Source organism: Lutibacter sp. (assembly GCF_041596795.1).
In the GTDB taxonomy this organism is placed as follows: Bacteria; Bacteroidota; Bacteroidia; order Flavobacteriales; family Flavobacteriaceae; genus Lutibacter.
On record NZ_JBFHHX010000047.1, the window covers coordinates 1 to 21,424 of the forward strand.

Consider the following 21,424-nt stretch of genomic DNA (forward strand, 5'->3'; position numbering starts at 1 on the left):
CCAGAATATGCTAATATTTTTCCCATTGATAGTACACCTTGTCCACCAAATCCCGCAATAATAATTTCTTCTGTCATAACTTTTATTTTAAAATTCCATCAACTTTAATATCGCCTAAAGGAAAGTAAGAAAACATATGTTCTTCCATCCATTTATTAGCTTCAATTGGAGTCATTTTCCATCCCGAATTACAATTTGAAACAATTTCAACAAATGATAAACCTTTTTTTAATCGAGTGTTTTCAAAAGCTTTTTGAATTGCTTTTTTAGCTTTTCTAGCGTGTTTATGTGTATGAACACTTTGTCTGGTTGCATAATAAACACCTGGTAAATTAGCTATTAACTCAGTCATTTTAATAGGAGATCCCATTGTTTTAATATCTCTTCCGTAAGGAGATGTAGATGACATCATACCTTCTAAAGTAGTTGGAGCCATTTGGCCACCAGTCATTCCATAAATTCCGTTATTCACAAAAATAATAACAATATTTTCTCCTCTATTACAAGTATGTATAGTTTCAGCAGTTCCAATAGCAGCTAAATCGCCATCACCTTGGTATGTAAAAACATATTTGTCTGGCCAGGTTCTTGCAATTGCAGTAGCAACAGCAGGAGCTCTACCGTGAGCCGCTTGGGTAATATCTATATTCATAAAATCATACGCTAAAACTGAGCATCCAACAGGAGCAACACCAATGGTATCTTCTACAATTCCCATTTCATCAATTACTTCCATTGTTAAATTATGCGCGGTTCCGTGACCGCAACCTGGGCAATAAGACAAGGTTGTGTCTGTCATTAATTTTGTTTTACAAAAAACTTGATTTTCAGGTTTTATAATGTCTTGTATATCCATTATTTTATAATTTTTTGTTCCAATGCTTCTAATACTTCTTCTGGTGTATGAATAATTCCTCCAGTTCTTCCAAAATGTTCAACAGGAACTTTAAATTGAACTGAAAGTTGAACATCTTCTATCATTTGACCAGCGTTTAATTCAACGCTTAATATTCCTTTAACTTGATTTGCTAATTCTAACAACGGTTGTTTTGGGTATGGAAATAATGTAATTGGTCTTAATAAACCAGCTTTTATTCCTTTTTTTCTGGCTAGTTCAACTGCTTTTTGACTAATTCTAGCGCTTGATCCATAAGCAACAATTAAATACTCAGCATCATCACAAAGAATTTTTTCATATCGTAAATCTTCCTTTTCCATTTGTTCATATTTTTTCATTAATCTATGAACTCTTGCCTCCATTTTTTCTGATTCTAAATCTAGTGAAGTAATAATATTTCTTTCTCTATTTTTTCTTCCGGTTGTTGCCCAACTGCCATTTTTTTCAATTAATTCTTGATCAGTTAATCGTGGTTTTTGATCTTTTAAATTTACTTTTTCCATCATTTGACCAATTAATCCATCAGAAAGAATTAAAACTGGTGCTCGGTATTTAAAAGCAATATCAAAAGCATCTTCAACAAAATCAGACATTTCTTGAACGGATGCTGGTGCTAATACATATAATTTATAATCGCCGTGTCCGCCACCTTTTACAGATTGAAAATAATCGGCTTGTGAAGGTTGAATAGTTCCTAAACCAGGACCACCACGAACAACATTTACTATTACAGCAGGTAATTCCGCACCAGCTAAATATGATATTCCTTCTAATTTTAATGAAATACCTGGACTTGATGATGAGGTCATTACTTTTTTTCCGGTGCTTGCAGCTCCATAAACCATATTTATGGCAGCAATTTCACTTTCAGCTTGTAAAACAACCATACCGGTTCTTTTTTCAGGCTGTTCGGTCATTAAATATTCAATTACTTCTGATTGAGGTGTTATTGGATACCCAAAATAAGCATCTGCTCCAGCTCTAATTGCTGCTTCAGCCAATGCTTCATTACCTTTCATTAACTTTAATTCTGACATTTTGAGATTTTTATTAATTAATCAGATACCTTAACTCTGTATACTGAAATTGCTCTGTCTGGGCAAACAATACCACAATTTGTGCAACCTGTGCACGCTTCAGGATTTTTCATATATGCGTAATGATACCCTTTTCTATTTACTTCTGCAGTCATTCCAATAACATCTTCACCGCAAACGGGTATACAAACTTCACAACCTTTACAGGCTTCAGTATCAACTACTATAGCCCCTTTAACTTTTGCCATTTTAATAATTTTAAGTGTTATTATTAACTAGTAATTCTATTATTCTCAAAGTTATCGTTATTTTATTATATTAAATATGATAAATATCAATTGTTGATAATTATCATATTTTTTTGAGAAAAAATTAAAATTTAGGCAAAAAAAAACGCCCGAAAAGGCGTTTTTACTCATTTTTTTAGGAATGTAACAATTGTTTAAAATCAATTATTATTTTGATATTTATTTTAGTTGTTGTTAATGATTCTTATCATTAATTTAATAATAAAAGAATTAAATAAAAGTAGTTTAAATGCTTTTTTTACATTGTTAAACAATTGAATTTTATCAATTAAACTGTAATTTAATAAAGTTTTTTAAACAGTGTAGGATTTGCTTCGTGCATTATTTGATAAATAGTTTCAAAAATATCTTCCGCATTTGGTTTTGAAAAATAGTCACCATCTGTTCCATAGGCTGTTCTATGATCTTTGGCAGTAAGTGTTGTAGGTTTACTATCTAAAAACTCGTATGCATTTTGTTTTTCTAGTATTTCATTTAATATGTATGCTGAAGCTCCTCCGGGAACATCTTCATCAATAATTATTAACCTGTTGGTTTTTTGAATACTTTTTACAATATCATGATTTATATCAAAAGGAAGTAAACTTTGGATATCAATAATTTCTATATCAATATTTACTTGTGCTAAAGAATTTACCACGTCTTCTACAATTTTTAACGTAGATCCGTAGGAAACAACAGTAATATCTTTACCTTCTTTAATTGTTTCAACCTTACCAATAGGTGTTTTAAATTGACCTAAATTATTAGGAAGTTTTTCTTTAAGTCTATAACCGTTTAAGTTTTCTATAATTAAAGCAGGTTCGTCACATTCTAAAAGTGTGTTGTAAAATCCTGCTGCCTTTGTCATATTTCTTGGCACCAAAACATGCATTCCTCTAAGCATATGTACAATGGCTCCCATTGGAGAACCAGAGTGCCATATTCCTTCAAGTCTATGTCCTCTTGTTCTAACTATTAACGGTGCTTTTTGTGTACCAGCAGTTCTATAATGCAAAGTTGCCAAATCATCACTTAATATTTGTATGGCGTATAGTAAATAATCTAAATACTGAATTTCTGCAATAGGGCGTAAGCCTCTTAAAGCCATTCCAATTCCTTGTCCAATAATGGTTGCTTCTCTAATTCCTGTGTCGGAAATACGTAGTTTTCCATATTTTTCTTGCAAGCCAACTAATCCTTGGTTTACATCGCCTATACTTCCAGAATCTTCTCCAAAAATGAATAAATCTGAATGTTGCGCAAATAATTTATCAAAATTTTCTTTTATGATAAGCCTTCCATCAACTAATTCAGGATTTTCTGAGTAGGTTGGTAGTTCCTCTTTAATATGGATAAAACTTTGATTGGTTTCGCTATATAAATGTGAGCTAAATTTAGATTGCTCTGTTTTAGCATAATTAATAATCCATTTTTGAAGCTGAGTTTTATCGAAAAAATCTTCATCTCTTACATAAACAATTGCTTTTCTGGCGGTAGATAAGTTATCTTTTCTTGAAGGATCTGGAATTTCAGATAAATCGTTTTTTAACTTTAAAATAAATGCTTTGTTTTTACTTTTTAAGGCTAAATTTTCAAGAAGCTGACATAAAATTGTTCTTTGTTCTTTAATTGGATTTAAAAAATTTATCCAAGCTTCTCTTCTGGCTTGGTTTACAACTTTTTTAGCTTCTTTTTCAATTTTAATTAATTCATCTTCAGAGTGGACAAATTTTAAACTGTTTCCTTCATCATCATTTAATTCAAATTCAATAATCCAATCACGCATTTTTAGAATACAATCATGTTGTTTTTCCCAAATTAAACGTTCTTTGGTTTTATAACGTTCATGAGAACCTGAAGTTGAGTGGCCTTGTGGTTGTGTTAAATCTTTTACATGAATTAAAACTGGCACATGTTCTTCTCGTGCAATTTTAGCTGCTTTGTTATAGGTATCAACCAGTTTTGCATAGTTGTAACCTTCAACAACAAAAATTTCATATCCTTTTTCTTTATCGTTACGCTGAAAACCTTTTAATATTTCTGATATATTTTCTTTGGTAGTTTGAAATTTTGCCGGAACCGAAATTCCATAATCATCATCCCAAACACTTATTATTAAAGGAACTTGTAATACTCCTGCAGCATTTATGGTTTCAAAAAATACGCCTTCAGAGGTGCTTGCATTTCCAATGGTTCCCCAAGATATTTCATTTCCATCTTTTGAAAATTTAGGCTTGTTTATTTCCGATAGGTTTCTAAATAATTTTGAAGCATAGGCAATACCTAACATTCTAGGCATTTGACCTGCTGTTGGTGAAATATCTGAACTTGAATTGTACTGTTCTGTTAGATTTTTAAATTGACCATTTTCATCTAAAGTATGTGTTTGAAAATGACCTCCCATTTGTCTTCCAGCAGACATTGGGTCTTCTTTTATGTTTGGATTGGCATATAATCCAGCAAAAAATTGTTGGGGAGTTAGTTCTCCAATAGCCATCATAAAAGTTTGATCTCTGTAATAACCAGATCTAAAATCTCCTTTTTTAAATGCCTTTGCCATTGCAAGTTGAGGAACTTCTTTACCATCTCCAAAAATACCAAATTTGGCTTTTCCAGTTAAAACTTCTCTACGCCCTAACAAACTGCATTCTCTGCTTATAACAGCAGTTTTATAATCGTTTAAAACTTCCGATTTAAATTGGTTGAATGAAAGTTGTGCTTTAGTAGCATTTGAAGATTTTACATTCATCTTTAAGAATTTTTTTGGTAGTGCAAACTTACTTAATTTTAGTGATACTTAAAAATTAGGTAGATTTATTAGCTAAAATTAGGTAAAGTTGTTAAATAGTGTTGTTTTGATATGAAATTGATAAAAAAAACTGGCGTTATTAAAAAGAAGTGTATTTTTTAGTAAAATCCTCGTTTTATAAAGTTGTATATTTTTTTAGGTTTAATAACTAAAACAAATCTAATTTTTGAGCTATAACTAGATTGTGTAATTTCCCAGCCTAAATTAGAGTGAAATGGAAAATACACCTCTAAAATATCTTGCACAAAATTTAAACGAACACCATTTTCATGTGCAAAAAATAATTTTTCGTTTTTATTTTTAACAAAACCAACATCGGTATACACTTCAAACCAACGCCATAATCCAATACTTGTATTTAATGTAGTTAAAAACTGATTGGCATATTGTACTGGTAATTTGGATTTAAAACCACCTTCATTAATAATAATTTGCTGGCTAAAAATTCCTGTGGTTTCGGAACGTCCTAAATAGTCATATTGAAACAAATAATCTGTAGGTCTATCTAATGCAAAACTAAAATAATCGGTTTGGGTGTTGTTTGAAAGAAACGCTCCGGCAAAAAAGCGAAAATCAAACTGCCTATTGGTATCTGTTAGTTTTCTGAATTGCGCAGTTACAGATACTTTACTAAATATTTTTGAAATTTCGAGTCGAGAAGAAAATCGTACATCGTCAATAATATCGGGTTTTGAATATCCAAAATCTAAATTAAAAACGCTGTATTTATTTGTTTCTACATGTGCTGTTTGGGTTTCAGATTTTTCTTTGTCAATAGCCGTTAAAGAAGCAATAATAACTTTGCTGCTTACATCTCTTAAGCTTTTTCGTTTAAATTCAATTAAAGCGAAAGGAGTTAATAAATTGTAGCTTAAATTTGGAGCATACATATAGTTGCTGCCTGCTAATCCAACAGCAAATTTATTTATGGAATTATCTTCTGGTAGATACTCGTAAAGAAAGGAATAAGAACCAGAAAATGTATTACTTTTTGTGCTATAAGAAGGCGTTAATTTATATTGAAAATTCTTTTCTAAAAGAGTTTTGTTAGAAAATGCCATACCAAGCACCAAACCATCGTAATAATTAAACCTATAAATTGGTGTGTAAAAAAATTGGTTGAAGTACGGGTTTTCAACATCTTTAAAAAACTTTAATTGTAATGGTCTGTTGAATAATTTTTTATGAACATTTTTCCAGTTGTTTTTTAAATTGCTTTCAGGTACTTCAAATTCATAATTTAATGAAAGTCGGTCAAAACCATTTTTTGGAATTGTAACGGTTGAAACAGAATCTATGTTGGTAAGCCATTTTTTAAATTTAATTTCTTTATCCTGCAATCCGTAAAGTTGAATAGGAACCGAAATTTGTCGTTTGTTTAAAATAGTAACAGCTATAGAATCTTGTTTAGTTGTTATTTTTTTTATGGTGTAATCTATTTTTTTACTGGTATTTAAATAATCATTAGAAAACCAGCTAATATCTTTTGATGTTTTTAAATGTCTTAAAAAAGACTCACTTTGAGCTAAATTTCCATTGTTTTCTTTTGAAAAATCAATAATTGCATTTTCAACAATACTATCGCCCAAATAGTTTTCTAAATATTTTAGACCAATACCAGCTTTGTATTTATTTACAATTTTTCTATTAAAATTTGATAGGTTTTCTGATTTTTCTGTTAATGCCTGATCTATATTTTTTCTTGCTGCAAATTGATAAACAAAAGGGTATTTATCATTAAATCCTAAGCTAGATAAATTAAAGTTTTTGATTCCCCAAATTTTTGAAATATTTCCTATAGCTTTAACTTCAGGATAATATTTTTCTACATATTTAATCATTAAAAAGGTTTGTAGCCCATCTGCCAACCAAACATCTTCTCTTTGATTAAATGTAAAAACATTGTCTATATATTTTCTGGAAAGGATTTTAAAAATTTGTATATCCCATTCAAATGTATTGCTAAATGGAGCCAAAAACGATGGAAGTTGATTTAATCCATAAACTGGATTTTTTTCATAATCAATTTTATTGATGAACAATTTATCGTGAGGAAAATCGCCTAAATAATGTTTTAAAAATAGCAATTCTCTATTTAAAATATCTGTTTGAATATTTGTGTCTAAATTTTCTGAAGTAAGATTAGTAATTATTGAAACTGGGCTTGATTGAAACTGAAAAAAATCATTTTCTTGGGTAATATTTATTTCAATATCCGATTTTTGATTACCTGCTAAAAAGTATTTTTTGTGAGAGTCAGTTGCTTCAAAATACTGTTTAATATCACTGTTTAGAGTGTAATTTTTAGGAACGGTAAAATTTATTTTATAATTGGAATTATCAATGTACATGTCGTCCATATCCAAATTATTATAAATTTTCCAGGTTTTGTTGTGAATAGCAGGCGCTAAATACCAATATCTTAAATTATAACTTACAGTATTTACTCCGTATTTGGTAAATTTATCTTTTGGCAGTTTTACAATATAGGTTGCCTTAATTTTAGCAGATTCATTGGGTGCTAAAGGTTGTGCTAAAATTACTTTTAAAATATCAGGATTCTCTATGGTAATTTCCCAATTTGCAATTTCATAATCTACAGAAATGCCTTTTATATTTCCAAAACCTCTATGTTTTTCTTTGGCAAAATGAAAGGTTTTAGAATAGTTTTCTATAAATCTTTTAGCTAATGGTGTGTTTTTATTAGCATATGCATTTGGCCAGTTATGGAAATAAATTTCATTTAAAGAAATACCAGATTTATTAAAAAACACAACTTCTTCTGTGATTCTAATTTCATTTAATTCTGTATCTAAAAAAGCATCAATGTTTATAATATTATTTTGACCATAGGTTTTTTTTAAACAGATGGATAGTAAGAAAAATAGTATTATAATATGGTTTTTCAAATAGCGTTCAAATGTTAAAAGTTAGGGCTTAAACTGTATTTTTTGTAGAAAGTATCAATAACCTCTAAAACCTCTTCTTCGGTATCTACTAAAGAAATTAGATTTAAATCTTCTGGGCTAATGTTTCCTTCCTCAATAAGTGTTGTTTTAATCCATTCCAATAATCCAGCCCAAAATTTTCTTCCAACCAGTACAATTGGGAATTTTCCAATTTTTTTTGTTTGAATTAATGTTATTGCTTCAAATAGTTCATCCATAGTTCCAAAACCACCTGGCATTACAACAAAACCTTGAGAATATTTTATAAACATTACTTTTCTAACAAAGAAATAATCGAAATCGAGACTTTTATCTGGATCAATATACGGATTGTCGTGTTGCTCAAATGGCAATTCAATATTTAAACCAACCGAAGTACCTTTTCCTCTATGCGCACCTCTGTTTCCGGCTTCCATAATTCCTGGCCCTCCACCAGTTACTATTCCATAACCGCTTTGAGTTAATTCATAAGCAATGTTTTCGGCTAATTTGTAATACTTTTCATCTGGTTTTGTTCTTGCAGAACCAAAAATTGTAACACACGGACCTATTTTTCCTAATCTTTCAAAACCTTCTACAAACTCTGCCATAATTTTAAAAATAGCCCAAGAATCGTTGGTTTTAATTTCGTTCCAAGTTTTTTGTTTAAATTTTTCTCTTATTTTTCTGTCTTCATTTGGAGTCATAAAGCAATATAATTTTTTAATTTTTTCAACTTTTTTATAGTTATATATCCGCCTAATTTAATTCTTTTTTTAAGAATTGGGCAGTATAGCTTTTTTTATTTTTAATAATATCTTCTGGAGTTCCTGTGCAAATTACATCTCCACCATTTTTTCCACCTTCCATACCAATATCAATAATATGATCGGCTAATTTTATCACGTCTAAATTATGCTCAATTACTAAAATGGTATTGCCTTTGTTAGCTAATTTATTTAAAACTAACATTAAAACTCTTATATCTTCAAAATGTAAACCCGTGGTTGGTTCATCTAAAATATAAAAGGTATTTCCGGTGTCTCTTTTTGATAATTCTGAAGCTAGTTTTATTCTTTGTGCTTCACCTCCGGAAAGTGTTGTAGATTGCTGACCTAAAGTAATATAGCTTAAGCCTACATCTTTAATTGTTTTTAATTTTCTGTTTATTTTAGGAATGTTTTCAAAAAATGTTACAGCTTCTTCAATAGTCATATTCAGTACATCAGAAATAGATTTTCCTTTGTATCTAATTTCTAATGTTTCTCTGTTAAATCTTTTGCCTTGACAGGTTTCACATTCCACATGAACATCTGGTAAAAAGTTCATTTCAATAACTCTAACACCACCACCTTCACAGGTTTCACAACGGCCATCTTTTACGTTAAACGAAAATCTTCCAGGTTTATAACCTCTAATGGCAGCTTCGCTAGTTTTTGCAAATAAATTACGTATTTCGCTAAAAACTCCGGTGTAAGTTGCTGGGTTTGAGCGTGGTGTTCTACCAATGGGTGATTGATCTATATCTATAACTTTATCAATATGCTCTAAACCTTCAATTTTTTTATAAGGCATTGGTTTTTTTACGCCTCTATATATGTGATGATTTAATATTGGATATAAAGTTTCATTAATTAATGTAGATTTTCCGCTACCCGAAACTCCAGTAACACAAATTAATTTTCCTAAAGGAAATTCTACCGTAACATTTTTTAAATTGTTTCCAGTGGCTCCAGAAAGTATTATTGATTTTCCATTTCCGGCTCTTCTTTTTTTAGGAACTTCAATTGTTTTTGTGCCATTTAAATATTCGGCGGTTAAAGTTTTATGTTGTTTTAGTTGTTCAAAAGTACCTTCACTAACAATTTCTCCTCCGTGAATTCCTGCGCCAGGGCCAATATCTAACACAAAATCGGCGTGTTCAATCATATCTTTATCATGTTCAACTACAATAACCGAATTACCAATGTCACGTAAATTTATAAGTGATTTAATTAATTTTTCATTGTCTCTTTGGTGTAAACCAATACTTGGTTCATCTAAAATATAAAGGACGCCAACTAATTGAGAACCAATTTGTGTTGCCAATCTAATACGTTGCGCTTCACCACCTGATAATGATTTTGAGCTTCTGTCTAAGCTTAAATAATCTAAACCAACATCTACTAAAAACTGGATTCGGGTTCTAATTTCTTTTAAAACTTCAGAGGCAATTTGTAGTTGTTTTTGTGATAATTTAGATTCAATATCCGAAAACCAAGCGGCAAGTTCGGTAATATCTAGTTGTGCTAAATCCGATATATTTTTGTTGTTTAATTTAAAATATAAGGCTTCTTTTTTAAGTCGTTTTCCTTCACAAGTTTCACAAACAACATTATCCATAAAATCTTTAGCCCAACGTTTAATAGAGGTTGATTCTGTTGCGTTGTATTGATTTTCTATAAAATTTGTAATTCCTTCAAAATCTATTTCGTAATTTCTGGTAACTCCAGCAGTTTTGGCAACTATTTCAAATTTTTCTTTTCCACCATTTAAAATAATGTTTAGAGCATCTTTAGGTATTTTTGAAATAGGATCGGTTAATTCAAAATTATAGCGTTCGGCAATTAGTTGTAATTGTTTAAAAATCCAACTGGTTTTTTGTTCGCCAATAGGAGCAATACCACCTTTTTTTATTGAAATTTCAGGATCTGGAATAATTTTATCAATGTTAACTTTATGAATTTTACCAAGTCCGTTGCAGGTTTCACAAGCCCCTTTAGGTGAGTTAAATGAAAATGTATTTGGTTCTGGATTTGGATACGAAATTCCTGAAGTTGGACACATTAAATCCCTACTAAAATAACGAGGTGTATTGGTTTCATGTTCTAAAACCATTAAAATATTATCACCAGAGTATAAGGCAGTTGTAATAGTTTCGGTAAGTCTTTTTTCGGCATCTTTAGAAACTAATAATCGATCAATAACTATTTCAATATCATGCGTTTTGTACCTGTCTAAACGCATTCCTTTTTCTATATCAACAATTTCGCCATCAACCCTAACTTTTAAAAATCCTTGTTTGGCAATTTGTTCAAAAAGTTCTCTGTAATGTCCTTTTCTCGATTTAATTAACGGTGCAAGAATAATAATTTTTTTACCGTCAAATTCTTCTAAAATTAGTTCGTTTATTTGCTCATCTGTATAACTAACCATTTTTTGATTGGTGTTGTAACTATAAGCATCAGAGGCTCTTGCGTATAATAATCTTAAAAAGTCATAAATTTCTGTGATAGTTCCCACAGTAGATCTAGGACTTTTATTTGTGGTTTTTTGTTCAATAGAAATAACGGGTGATAAACCATCTATTTTATCAACATCTGGCCGTTCCAATCCACCTAAAAACTGACGTGCATACGCCGAAAAAGTTTCAATATACCGTCTCTGACCTTCAGCATAAATGGTATCAAAAGCCAATGATGATTTTCCACTACCACTTAATCCAGTAATTACTACTAGTTTTTCTCTAGGAATACGAACATCAATATTTTTTAAATTATGAACTCGTGCACCTAGTACTTCTATAAATTCTTCATTTTTAGTCATAAGAAAATTGGAAAGAGGCAAAGTTAAAAAATTGTAATCACAATTTAACCGTAGTCCAATATCTTATTTTGAAAATTAGTATATTGCGGTTAAATATTTTTACCGATGAACTGGATTCACTCCATAAGACATTTTTTTGAAAAACATGGTTTTGCAGTATCTTCAAGATTTGCAGATAGATTAGGAATTAGTGTTTCAAATGTACGTTTGTTTTTTATTTACATATCTTTTGTAACCCTTGGGTTTTCTTTTGGAATTTACTTAACATTAGCTTTTTTATTACGATTAAAGGATATGATTTACACCAAAAGAAGTTCAGTTTTTGATTTGTAATTTATGGTAGTAAAGTCTAAATTATATATTTCAAGTTTACTTTTAACAACTGTATTAGTTATTGGAGTAGGTGGTTTTATGGTAATATCAAATGAATCTTTTATAGATTCGCTGTACATGACCATTATAACAATGTCTACAGTTGGTTTTGGTACTTTACACGAGTTAAATGAAACGGAAAAATTATTTACTATATTTTTAATAATAATAAGTATTATAGTTTATGGTTACTCTGTTACAGCGCTAACAGAATATTTTGCAAACAGAAACATTTTTCAAATTTTAAAAATTAAAAGAGTGCAGCAAGAAATTCAAAATTTAAAAGATCATACTGTTGTTTGTGGTTATGGTAGAAATGGCAAACAGGCAGTGGCTAAATTAAAACAATTTAATCAGCCTTGTATAGTAATTGAAAAGCGAAAAGATGAAATTGAGGATTTAGAACGCGATGGTATCTTATTTATTGAAGGAGATGCTACTAATGATGATGATTTAAAAAAATTAGGATTAGAAAGGGCAAAAAGTTTAATTACAGCTTTACCTTCGGATGCTGATAATTTATTTGTGGTTTTATCGGCTCGTCAGTTTAATAGTGATTTTACAATAATTACCAGAGCATCTAATGAATCATCTTATGGAAAATTAAAATTTGCTGGAGCTTCTAATGTAATTATGCCAGATAAATTAGGAGGAGCTCATATGGCATCGTTGGTTGTTACACCAGATTTGGTTGAGTTTGTTGATAGACTTACAATTGCTGGAGATAGTAATGCCAATTTAGAAGAAATTTCAGTTAATGATTTGCCGTCAGAGTTTTTAAATAAAACAATTTTAGATTTAGATTTACGAAAAAGAACAGGGTGTAATGTTATTGGATTTAAAACAGCTGACAATGAGTATATTGTAAATCCAGAATCTTCAACTAGGTTAACCAAGAATTCAAATTTAATTGTTTTAGGCAGACCAGGGCAAATAAAAAAATTACGAGAACTTTTAAATTAAAAATTGATGTTTAAAGATGATTTGGTGCAATTTGGTAATAAAATTAAATCTGCATTATTAGATTTATTTCCTATCATTATTGTAGTTGTTTTTTTTCAAGTTGTTGTAATTCATCAGCCGTTTCCTCAAATTTGGGATGTATTAGTAGGTGTTGTTTTAGTAGCTTTAGGTTTAATGCTTTTTATTGAAGGATTAGAAATGGGATTGTTTCCAATAGGAGAAGCACTTGCTTATGCTTTAGCTAAAAAAGGAAGTTTAACATTGTTGTTAGTATTTGCTTTTGCGTTAGGGTTTTCAACTACTATTGCAGAACCTGCACTATTGGCTATTGCAAAAGAGGCCGCAAAAATTTCATCGGAATCAGGTTTAATAAGTTCAGATAGTGAAACACTTAAAACGTATGCTTTAGGATTAAGAATTTCAGTTGCATTATCAGTTGGTTTTGCTATTGTAATTGGTGTTTTACGTATTTTAAAAGGTTGGCCAATTTATTACCTAATAATTGGTGGCTATTTAGTTGTAATGTTTATGACAATTATTGCCCCAAATGAAATTATAGGTTTGGCTTATGATGCTGGAGGTGTAACAACTTCTACAATAACTGTTCCGCTAGTAACAGCTCTTGGGGTTGGGTTAGCAAATGTAATAAAGGGCAGAAGTCCTTTGTTAGATGGGTTTGGTTTAATAGCTTTTGCATCGCTAATGCCAATGATTTTTGTAATGGGATATGGTTTATTTTGGTTTTAGAAAAATAGAAGAATACTATGGTAAATTTATTGGTAGATTTTTTTAAGATATTGTTCTATACCTTCTTAGACGTTTTACCTATATTAACCATAATTGTATTTTTTCAAATAATTATTTTAAAACAACCAATTCCGCATTTAAGACGTGTAATTTTAGGTGGTGTTTTTGTTGTATTAGGATTAGCACTTTTTTTAATGGGATTAGAAAAAGCATTATTTCCAATAGGAGAAATAATGGCAAATCAACTTTCTAATCCAGAGTTTTTAGGAATTGTTGAAGGTGAGGTTATACATTGGACTAATTATTATTGGATATATATATTTGCTGCAGCCATTGGTTTTTCTACAACTATTGCCGAACCATCTTTAATAGCTGTAGCCATTAAAGCTGGTGAAGTATCTGCAGGAACAATAAGTGCAAATGGTTTAAGAATAACAGTTGCAGTAGGTGTGGCTTTTGCGCTTGCACTTGGTACATTTCGTATTGTAACAGGAACGCCATTATATTTGTATATTTTAGGAGGTTATATAATAGTTGTTATTCAAACAATATTTGCCCCAAAAGATATTATAGCTTTAGCTTATGATTCTGGAGGTGTAACAACATCTACGGTTACTGTGCCGCTTGTAACAGCACTTGGTTTAGAGCTTTCAGGAGCGGTGCCAGGAAGGAATCCGGCAATAGATGGATTTGGATTAATAGCTTTTGCAAGTTTATTTCCAATAATAAGTGTATTGGCATATTCTCAATTTATGTTTTTAAAAAATAAAATGTTTCATATAAAAAAATAAAACAATGCAATTTAAATTAATTATGGCCTTTGTAAAGCCGAAGATTTCTGATAAAGTTGTAAATGCAATGAAATCTGCTGGAGCAACAGGAGCAACAATAATTCCTGCTAGAGGAACAGGTATAAACGAAGCAAAATCATTTTTTGGTTTAACTATAGAAGATCAAACTGAAATAATTGTTTTTTTAGTTGAAGAACATGTTGTTGAGAAGTTTATGAAAGTAATTGAAGAAGCTGGAGAGTTTGATAAACCAGGGACTGGAATTGCTTTTGTATTACCAATAGAACATGTTGCAGGTTTGCAAAGTCAAATGCAAACTTTTAAAAAACAAGCAAGAGACGAATATTTTTAAATACACTAATATCTAATACCCAATATAATGAAATATAAAAGAACTTTTCAAAGTGTAAAAGACGTTATGAGAACTAAAGTTGTTTTTATTGATGGAATGGCAACTGCCAAAGAAGCTGTAAATTTAATGAGAGCTGAAAAAGTTGAAGCTTTAATTGTTAAAAAAAGATATCCAGAAGATGCCTATGGTATTGTATTGATTAAAGACTTAATTAAAGGTGTTATTATTGCGGACAAAGGCTCTCATGAAGTTAATGTATTTGAAATTATGAGCAAGCCAGTGGTGAGTGTTCCATCAGATATGGACGTAAAGTATGTTGCAAATTTACTTACTAATGTTGGTTTTAGAATAGCTCCTGTTCAAGAAAATAAGGAATATATTGGAATGATTTCCTTGAATGATTTGGTTTTGGATAATCATTTATTTTAGATGTGATTTTTTTTCAATTAAATTGATCTAAAGTTTAGTCATAAAAAGTTGGAGTGCCTTTATTTTTTTGCCATATTGCGTATTCTTTTTAAAAAACATAAAATTATGAATAAAAAACCCCTGTTTTTGTTGCTTTTATTTAAAGTATTTGGGTTAAATGCTAAAGAAAAAGTATTTGGTAAACGATTTAATAATTGGTTTCAATCAATTACTTCAAAATTGAAAGATTTAGCATTTTGGTTAATTTCAAGAGTAACATTTTCAAGGAAAGCTATCGGTTTTTCAAAAATGTCTGTAAAATTAAGTTTTCCAATCCTACTACTATTCACAACAGTAATTTTCTCACAAAATTTAATAGTAAAAGAAAATATTAAAAATCCATCCACAATAATTAACGACGGAATTATAGAAGTTAATGTTACTGGTGGAACGGCTCCATATTCTTATAAATGGAGTAATCAAAGCACTCCATTAGTTTCTAATAAAGCTTTTGGATTAGTTGAAGGTGTTCCTTATAATGTTGTTATAACAGACGCGGTAGGAAATACAATTACTAAGGAATATGTGGTTCCAATGAAAAATATTTCAGAACGTTTTAACGGAACTTTTACTCCTATTGTAAATACTATAGCTATGGTATTGTTTTGGGATCCATTTTCAGCTGTAGGTATTTATGATCCTAATGTATATGTAGAAAAAAAGAATATCCCAATTCCTGGTTGGAGACCTGGAATAAAAGGATCATTTTTAATTAAAGAATGGGTGGTTGATGATGGTGTAAAAGTGAAAGAAGGCGATACCATTGCTATTATTTCCAGAGACGGAAGTGATATTGTTGGAAGAGCTTTTGTATCTGGAACATTAAAACATCTTGCCAAAGAAGGAGGATCTATATATAATTCCGCTAATAAAGGAGATGTAATTGAGGAAGGAGCTCATAATTTTGCTTCAGTAGTGTATGATGAAAAAATTGCATTAACACATCCAAATGGAGATTTACAGAAAAAGAACATTCCATTTATTGTAATATGGTTATCCATTGGGGCTTTATTCTTTACTTTTAGAATGGGCTTTATAAATATAAGAGGATTTAAACATGCAATTGATTTAGCACGTGGAAAATATGATGATCCAAACGCTCCAGGGCAAGTAACGCATTTTCAAGCTCTTGCAACTGCAGTTTCAGGAACAGTTGGTTTAGGGAATATTGCTGGTGTTGCGGTAGCCATTTCTTTAGGTGGTGCCGGTGCTTCTTTTTGGATTATTGTAGCAGGATTATTGGGAATGTCTTCCAAATTTGTGGAGTGTACTTTAGGTGTAAAATATAGAAATATAGCGCCTGATGGACGAGTTTTTGGTGGCCCAATGAACTATTTACGAAATGGATTGGAAAAACAAAACAAAAAAGTTTTAGGAAAAGTTTTAGCCGGTGTATTTGCCGTGCTTTGTGTTGGAGCTTCTTTTGGTGGAGGAAACATGTTTCAAGCCAATCAAGCATTTGAAGCAGTTTCAGGACAAGTACCAGAGTTAGTTGGTCATGGGTTTTGGTTTGGGATTATAATTTCTTTACTTGTTGCAGCTGTAATTATTGGAGGTATTAAAAGTATAGCCAAAGTAACGGAAAAAGTTGTTCCAATTATGGCTACTGTTTATGTTGCAGCTTGTTTAGCAGTAATTTTTATAAATATAGAAAATATTGGACCAGCATTTACAGCAATTTTTGAAGGAGCCTTTAATCCATCAGCATTAAAAGGAGGAATAATAGGAGTGTTAATTGTAGGGTTTCAAAGAGCTGCATTTTCTAATGAAGCCGGAGTTGGTTCAGCAGCCATTGCGCATAGTGTTGCAAAAACAAATAATCCACCTTCCGAAGGGTTTGTTTCTTTAATGGAACCTTTTATTGATACGGTTGTTATTTGTACTTTAACTGCATTGGTATTAATTTTTACCGGAAAACACGAAGTAGTAGGTATGGCTGGTGCACAATTAACTTCTGACGCTTTTGGAACTGTAATTTCTTGGTTTCCTTATGTGTTAACTGTAGCTATCTTTTTGTTTGCGCTTTCTACTATGATTTCTTGGTCGTATTACGGAATGCGTGCTTGGACTTATTTATTTGGAAAAAGTAAAAAAACTGAAATGGTTTACAAAATGTTCTTTTTAATATTTGTTGTTGTAGGTGCCTCAGTTAGTTTAGGTGCTGTATTAGATTTTTCTGATATGATGATTCTTGCAATGGCATTTCCAAATATTATTGGATTGTATATAATGTCGGGTGAAGTAAAAGGAGATTTAGATGAATATTGGAGAAAATTGAAGGCAGGAGAGCTGTATAAAGCTCAATTAAAAGTGAAAAAATAATAAAGTTTTTAAAAATGAAAATATTTGAATCCCATTTTAGTTACAATAAAAGGCAACGAAATGGGATTTTCTTTTTGTTGTTACTGATAGTGTTATTTCAATTAGCGTATTTTTTTGTTGATTTTTCATCAAAGGAAAAGTCTAAAAAAGATTCTAATGAAATGATCTCATTTTTAAAAGAAGTTGATTCCTTACAAGAAATTAAAAAAGAAAATAGTAAGCAAAAAATATACCCTTTCAATCCAAATTATATTACCGATTTTAAAGGATATCAATTAGGTATGAGCGTTGACCAAATTGATAAATTATTAGAGTTTAGAAAATCTGGTGCGTTTATAAATTCAGCAAAACAATTTCAGCAAGTAACAGGAGTTAATGATAGTTTGCTTAATGTTATTTCCCCATATTTTAAATTTCCTAACTGGGTTACTTCTTCAAAAAAGAACACTAACAAAAATGTTGTTCAATCAAAATCAGCTACTATTGTTAAAGATATAAATACCGCAACCTTAGAAGATTTTAAGTCAATTAAAGGAATTGGCGATAAATTAGGTCAAAGAATTATTAGTTACAGAACTAAATTAAAAGGATTTACTTTTGATGATCAATTATATGAAGTTTGGTATTTAGAGAAAGAAGTAGCAGACAAAGTATTAGTAAATTTTAAAGTATTACAAAAACCTGTAATTGAAAAAATAAATATTAATAAAGCTTCTTTTAAGCAAGTGCTTTCGCTACCATATTTAGATTATGAATTAACAAAGAAAATTTTTCAATATAGAGATGAAGTGGCTGAAATTCAATCAATTGAAGAGTTGAAGAAAATTGATGACTTTCCTTTAGAAAAATTTAATAGAATAGCCTTATATTTGCAAGCTAAATAATAAAGCAAGCCTAAATGAGCAGCATGTATTTTACCGAAGAACACAATGCGTTCCGCCAAAGTTTTAAAGATTTTTTACAAAAAGAAGTTGTCCCAAATATAGATAAGTGGGAAAGACAAGGTTTTATAGACAAAGAAATATGGAAGAAGTTTGGAGACATGGGTTACTTTGGACTAAATTATCCTGAAGAATTTGGAGGGTTAAATTTAGATTTATTTTACACAACTATTTTTTTAGAAGAATTACAAAAAGTTAATTCAGCTGGTTTTGCTGCAGCTATGTGGGCTCATGTTTATTTAGCAATGACACATCTTGAAAAAGAAGGAAGTCAATCTATAAAAGAGCAATATTTAGTTCCAAGTATTTTAGGAGAAAAAGTAGGGTGTTTATGTATAACTGAGCCTTTTGGAGGGTCAGATGTTGCAGGAATGCGAACAACTGCAATAAAAAATGGAGATAGCTATGTTATTAATGGATCAAAAACCTTTATTACAAATGGAGTTTATTCTGATTATTTAGTAATTGCAGCCAAAACAAATCCTGAACTTGGAAATAAAGGAATGAGTATTTTTGTTGTTGATAGAAGTACAAAAGGAATTTCTTCAACTAATTTAGAAAAATTGGGGTGGAAAGCTTCAGATACGGCAGAAATTGCTTTTGATAATGTTGTGGTTCCTGCATCAAATTTATTAGGAGAAGAAGGAAAAGGATTTCCTTATATAATGCAACATTTTGCTTTAGAACGTATTATTATGGGAATAAATGCACACGCAAGGGCAGAGTTTGCATTAGAATATGCTTTACAATATATGTCCGAACGAACAGCTTTTGGAAAAACTATTGATAAATTTCAAGCGTTAAGACATAAAGTTGCTGATATGGCAAGTGAAATAGAAATGAGCAAAGTGTTTAATTATTCAGTAATGTATAAATTAAACAAAGGTGAATATGTTGTAAAAGAAGCAACAATGTCTAAATTGGTTTCTACAAAAATAGCCGATGAAGTAATTTATCAATGTTTGCAATTACTTGGTGGTTATGGTTATATGGAAGAGTATCCAATGGCACGTATGTTTAGAGATAGTAGATTAGGACCAATTGGAGGTGGGACCTCAGAGATTTTAAGAGAGATAATTGCAAAAATTGTAATTGATAAAAAGGAATATAAACCTATTGCATAATAAAAAAGTATTTAATTGTTTGGTTATTAAAATTTAATAGTATCTTTGCAATCCAAAATTTAAAATTGAACGACTTGAAAGGAGGTGCTAAAATATGTTAATCATACCAGTTAAAGACGGAGAAAATATTGATAGAGCGTTAAAACGTTACAAAAGAAAATTTGATCGTACAAAGACAATGAAAAATTTACGTAATCGTAAACAATTCAACAAACCTTCAGTTGTAAAACGTGCGCAAAATATTAAAGCAAGTTATGTACAAAAACTAAGAACAGCAGAAGAGCAATCTTAATTTTTTACTAAATAAAATAAACCGTTAGTAATTACAAATAACAATTCGTAAATTTGTATACTAACGGTTTTTTTATGCCTATAAATTCCTTTTTAAATTATTTAGCTTTAGAGAAAAAATATTCTCGCCATACTATTACAGCTTATCAAAATGATTTAAATTCATTCCAAGAATTTTGTAGTACTCAATTTGAAATTAATAACATTATAAATGTTAATTATGCACAAATTAGAAGCTGGATTGTTAGTTTAGTAAATTTAAATATTTCTAATAGAAGTATAAACAGAAAACTATCTTCACTAAAATCTTTCTATAAATTTTTATTAAAAACCAAACAAATTGAAGTAAGTCCAATGGTAAAACATAAGGCGTTAAAAACTTCAAAAAAAATACAAATTCCATTTTCAGAAAAAGAGATTCATGATGTTTTAGCAGCAGTAAATACTAATGCTATTGATTTTGAATCTATAAGAAACAAATTAATTGTAGAACTTTTATATTCAACCGGAATAAGAAGAGCAGAGTTATTGAATATTAAATTAGCAGATATAGATTTTGTTAATGAAACTGTTAAAGTATTAGGAAAACGGAATAAAGAAAGGTATATTCCGTTGCTTAAAACAGTACAAGCTTCATTAAAAAATTATTTAGAAATTAGAACAGAAATTATAAATGATGAATCTTATTTATTTGTTACAAAAAAAGGGAAAAAATTATATGATACACTTGTGTATCGAATAATAAATAATTATTTTAGTTGTGTGTCGTCAAAAGAAAAAAAGAGCCCTCATATTTTAAGGCATTCTTTTGCTACACACCTATTAAATGAAGGAGCGGATTTAAACTCTGTTAAAGAATTGCTTGGGCATTCTAGTTTAGCATCCACTCAAGTATATACCCATAGTAGTTTGGGTAAGTTAAAGGAAATATATAATCAAGCTCACCCAAGGAGCGATAAAAACTAATTTATTATGAAAGTACATGTGCAATCGGTTAATTTTAATGCTGACAAAGGATTAATAGAGTTTATAGAAAAAAAGTTAAATAATTTAGAGAAATTTTATGATAAAATAGTAGATTCTGAAGTGTATTTAAAGGTGCAACAAACCAGTGAAAAGGAAAATAAAACTGTTGAAATTAAAGTAAATGTACCTGGAAATGATATTGTTGTAAAAAAGCAATGTAAAACATTTGAAGAAGGTACTATGTTAGCAGTCGATTCCATTAAAAGATCGTTAGCAAAAGTAAAAGAAAAAGTTAAAGTTAAATAATTAAAAAAATAATTAGAAAAGTTTTGTTTAAATATAAAACTTTAATACATTTGCAGTCCGTTAGAAATAGCGGACTTCTTTTATGGAGTAAAAAGCCGATGTAGCTCAGCTGGCTAGAGCAGCTGATTTGTAATCAGCAGGTCGTGGGTTCGAGTCCCTCTATCGGCTCAGATCTTTGAAAGAATGGTGAGATACTCAAGTGGCCAACGAGGGCAGACTGTAAATCTGCTGCGCA

At 30.2% G+C, this 21,424-nt stretch carries 19 protein-coding genes and 1 tRNA gene; 13 read left to right on the forward strand and 7 right to left on the reverse strand.

Features of this window, described 5'->3' with window-relative positions:
- Window positions 1-82: 82 nt before the first annotated feature.
- The 7 genes from ABY298_RS07470 to uvrA form a co-directional block, all read right to left on the reverse strand.
- Window positions 83-856, reverse strand: coding sequence for a thiamine pyrophosphate-dependent enzyme (locus ABY298_RS07470; RefSeq protein ID WP_372745395.1), 774 nt, complete (start codon window positions 854-856; stop codon window positions 83-85).
- On the reverse strand, window positions 856-1,935 hold the full coding sequence (locus ABY298_RS07475; RefSeq protein ID WP_372745396.1) for a 3-methyl-2-oxobutanoate dehydrogenase subunit VorB: 1,080 nt from the start codon (window positions 1,933-1,935) through the stop codon (window positions 856-858). Before ABY298_RS07475 ends, ABY298_RS07470 begins: the two co-directional genes overlap by 1 nt.
- Window positions 1,936-1,952: 17 nt before the next feature.
- The gene (locus tag ABY298_RS07480; RefSeq protein WP_372745397.1) at window positions 1,953-2,183 is read right to left on the reverse strand and encodes a ferredoxin family protein; all 231 of its coding nucleotides are present in this window, start codon (window positions 2,181-2,183) and stop codon (window positions 1,953-1,955) included.
- Between the two features lie 340 nt (window positions 2,184-2,523).
- The gene (locus tag ABY298_RS07485) at window positions 2,524-4,974 is read right to left on the reverse strand and encodes a thiamine pyrophosphate-dependent enzyme (protein ID WP_372745398.1); all 2,451 of its coding nucleotides are present in this window, start codon (window positions 4,972-4,974) and stop codon (window positions 2,524-2,526) included.
- A 158-nt stretch (window positions 4,975-5,132) separates the two neighbouring features.
- Window positions 5,133-7,943: an aminopeptidase gene (locus ABY298_RS07490; RefSeq protein ID WP_372745399.1), complete on the reverse strand. Its 2,811-nt coding sequence runs from the start codon at window positions 7,941-7,943 to the stop codon at window positions 5,133-5,135.
- A 14-nt stretch (window positions 7,944-7,957) separates the two neighbouring features.
- The gene (locus ABY298_RS07495) at window positions 7,958-8,668 is read right to left on the reverse strand and encodes a TIGR00730 family Rossman fold protein (protein WP_372745400.1); all 711 of its coding nucleotides are present in this window, start codon (window positions 8,666-8,668) and stop codon (window positions 7,958-7,960) included.
- A 52-nt stretch (window positions 8,669-8,720) separates the two neighbouring features.
- Window positions 8,721-11,546: an excinuclease ABC subunit UvrA gene (uvrA, locus tag ABY298_RS07500; RefSeq protein WP_372745401.1), complete on the reverse strand. Its 2,826-nt coding sequence runs from the start codon at window positions 11,544-11,546 to the stop codon at window positions 8,721-8,723.
- A 105-nt stretch (window positions 11,547-11,651) separates the two neighbouring features.
- Here uvrA and ABY298_RS07505 point away from each other — a divergent pair, with 105 nt between their 5' ends.
- The 13 genes from ABY298_RS07505 to ABY298_RS07565 all read left to right on the forward strand — a co-directional run bounded on the left by ABY298_RS07505 (window position 11,652) and on the right by ABY298_RS07565 (window position 21,357).
- Entirely contained in the window at window positions 11,652-11,879 is a 228-nt protein-coding gene (locus tag ABY298_RS07505) for a PspC domain-containing protein (protein ID WP_372745402.1), read from the forward strand.
- A 3-nt stretch (window positions 11,880-11,882) separates the two neighbouring features.
- Window positions 11,883-12,881, forward strand: a complete 999-nt coding sequence (locus ABY298_RS07510; protein ID WP_372745403.1) for a TrkA family potassium uptake protein — start codon at window positions 11,883-11,885, stop codon at window positions 12,879-12,881.
- Between the two features lie 6 nt (window positions 12,882-12,887).
- Complete coding sequence (locus ABY298_RS07515; RefSeq protein WP_372745404.1) at window positions 12,888-13,628, forward strand: DUF1538 family protein; 741 nt, start codon at window positions 12,888-12,890, stop codon at window positions 13,626-13,628.
- A 17-nt stretch (window positions 13,629-13,645) separates the two neighbouring features.
- Window positions 13,646-14,419, forward strand: coding sequence for a DUF1538 domain-containing protein (locus tag ABY298_RS07520; protein WP_372745405.1), 774 nt, complete (start codon window positions 13,646-13,648; stop codon window positions 14,417-14,419).
- A gap of 4 nt (window positions 14,420-14,423) precedes the next feature.
- Window positions 14,424-14,771, forward strand: a complete 348-nt coding sequence (locus tag ABY298_RS07525) for a P-II family nitrogen regulator (protein ID WP_372745406.1) — start codon at window positions 14,424-14,426, stop codon at window positions 14,769-14,771.
- 27 nt (window positions 14,772-14,798) lie between these two features.
- Window positions 14,799-15,200, forward strand: a complete 402-nt coding sequence (locus ABY298_RS07530) for a CBS domain-containing protein (protein WP_372745407.1) — start codon at window positions 14,799-14,801, stop codon at window positions 15,198-15,200.
- A 288-nt stretch (window positions 15,201-15,488) separates the two neighbouring features.
- Window positions 15,489-17,561, forward strand: coding sequence for an amino acid carrier protein (locus ABY298_RS07535; RefSeq protein ID WP_372745413.1), 2,073 nt, complete (start codon window positions 15,489-15,491; stop codon window positions 17,559-17,561).
- Between the two features lie 14 nt (window positions 17,562-17,575).
- On the forward strand, window positions 17,576-18,445 hold the full coding sequence (locus ABY298_RS07540) for a ComEA family DNA-binding protein (RefSeq protein ID WP_372745408.1): 870 nt from the start codon (window positions 17,576-17,578) through the stop codon (window positions 18,443-18,445).
- 14 nt (window positions 18,446-18,459) lie between these two features.
- Window positions 18,460-19,626: an acyl-CoA dehydrogenase family protein gene (locus ABY298_RS07545; RefSeq protein ID WP_372745409.1), complete on the forward strand. Its 1,167-nt coding sequence runs from the start codon at window positions 18,460-18,462 to the stop codon at window positions 19,624-19,626.
- A 94-nt stretch (window positions 19,627-19,720) separates the two neighbouring features.
- A complete protein-coding gene (gene rpsU, locus ABY298_RS07550) occupies window positions 19,721-19,918 on the forward strand; it encodes a 30S ribosomal protein S21 (protein ID WP_372745410.1) in 198 nt (65 codons plus the stop codon).
- 74 nt (window positions 19,919-19,992) lie between these two features.
- Window positions 19,993-20,883 (forward strand): tyrosine-type recombinase/integrase, encoded by an 891-nt coding sequence (locus ABY298_RS07555; protein ID WP_372745411.1) that lies wholly within the window; start codon window positions 19,993-19,995, stop codon window positions 20,881-20,883.
- A gap of 6 nt (window positions 20,884-20,889) precedes the next feature.
- Window positions 20,890-21,189, forward strand: a complete 300-nt coding sequence (hpf, locus tag ABY298_RS07560) for a ribosome hibernation-promoting factor, HPF/YfiA family (RefSeq protein WP_372745412.1) — start codon at window positions 20,890-20,892, stop codon at window positions 21,187-21,189.
- A 94-nt stretch (window positions 21,190-21,283) separates the two neighbouring features.
- Window positions 21,284-21,357 (forward strand) — tRNA-Thr (locus tag ABY298_RS07565).
- Window positions 21,358-21,424 lie beyond the last annotated feature (67 nt).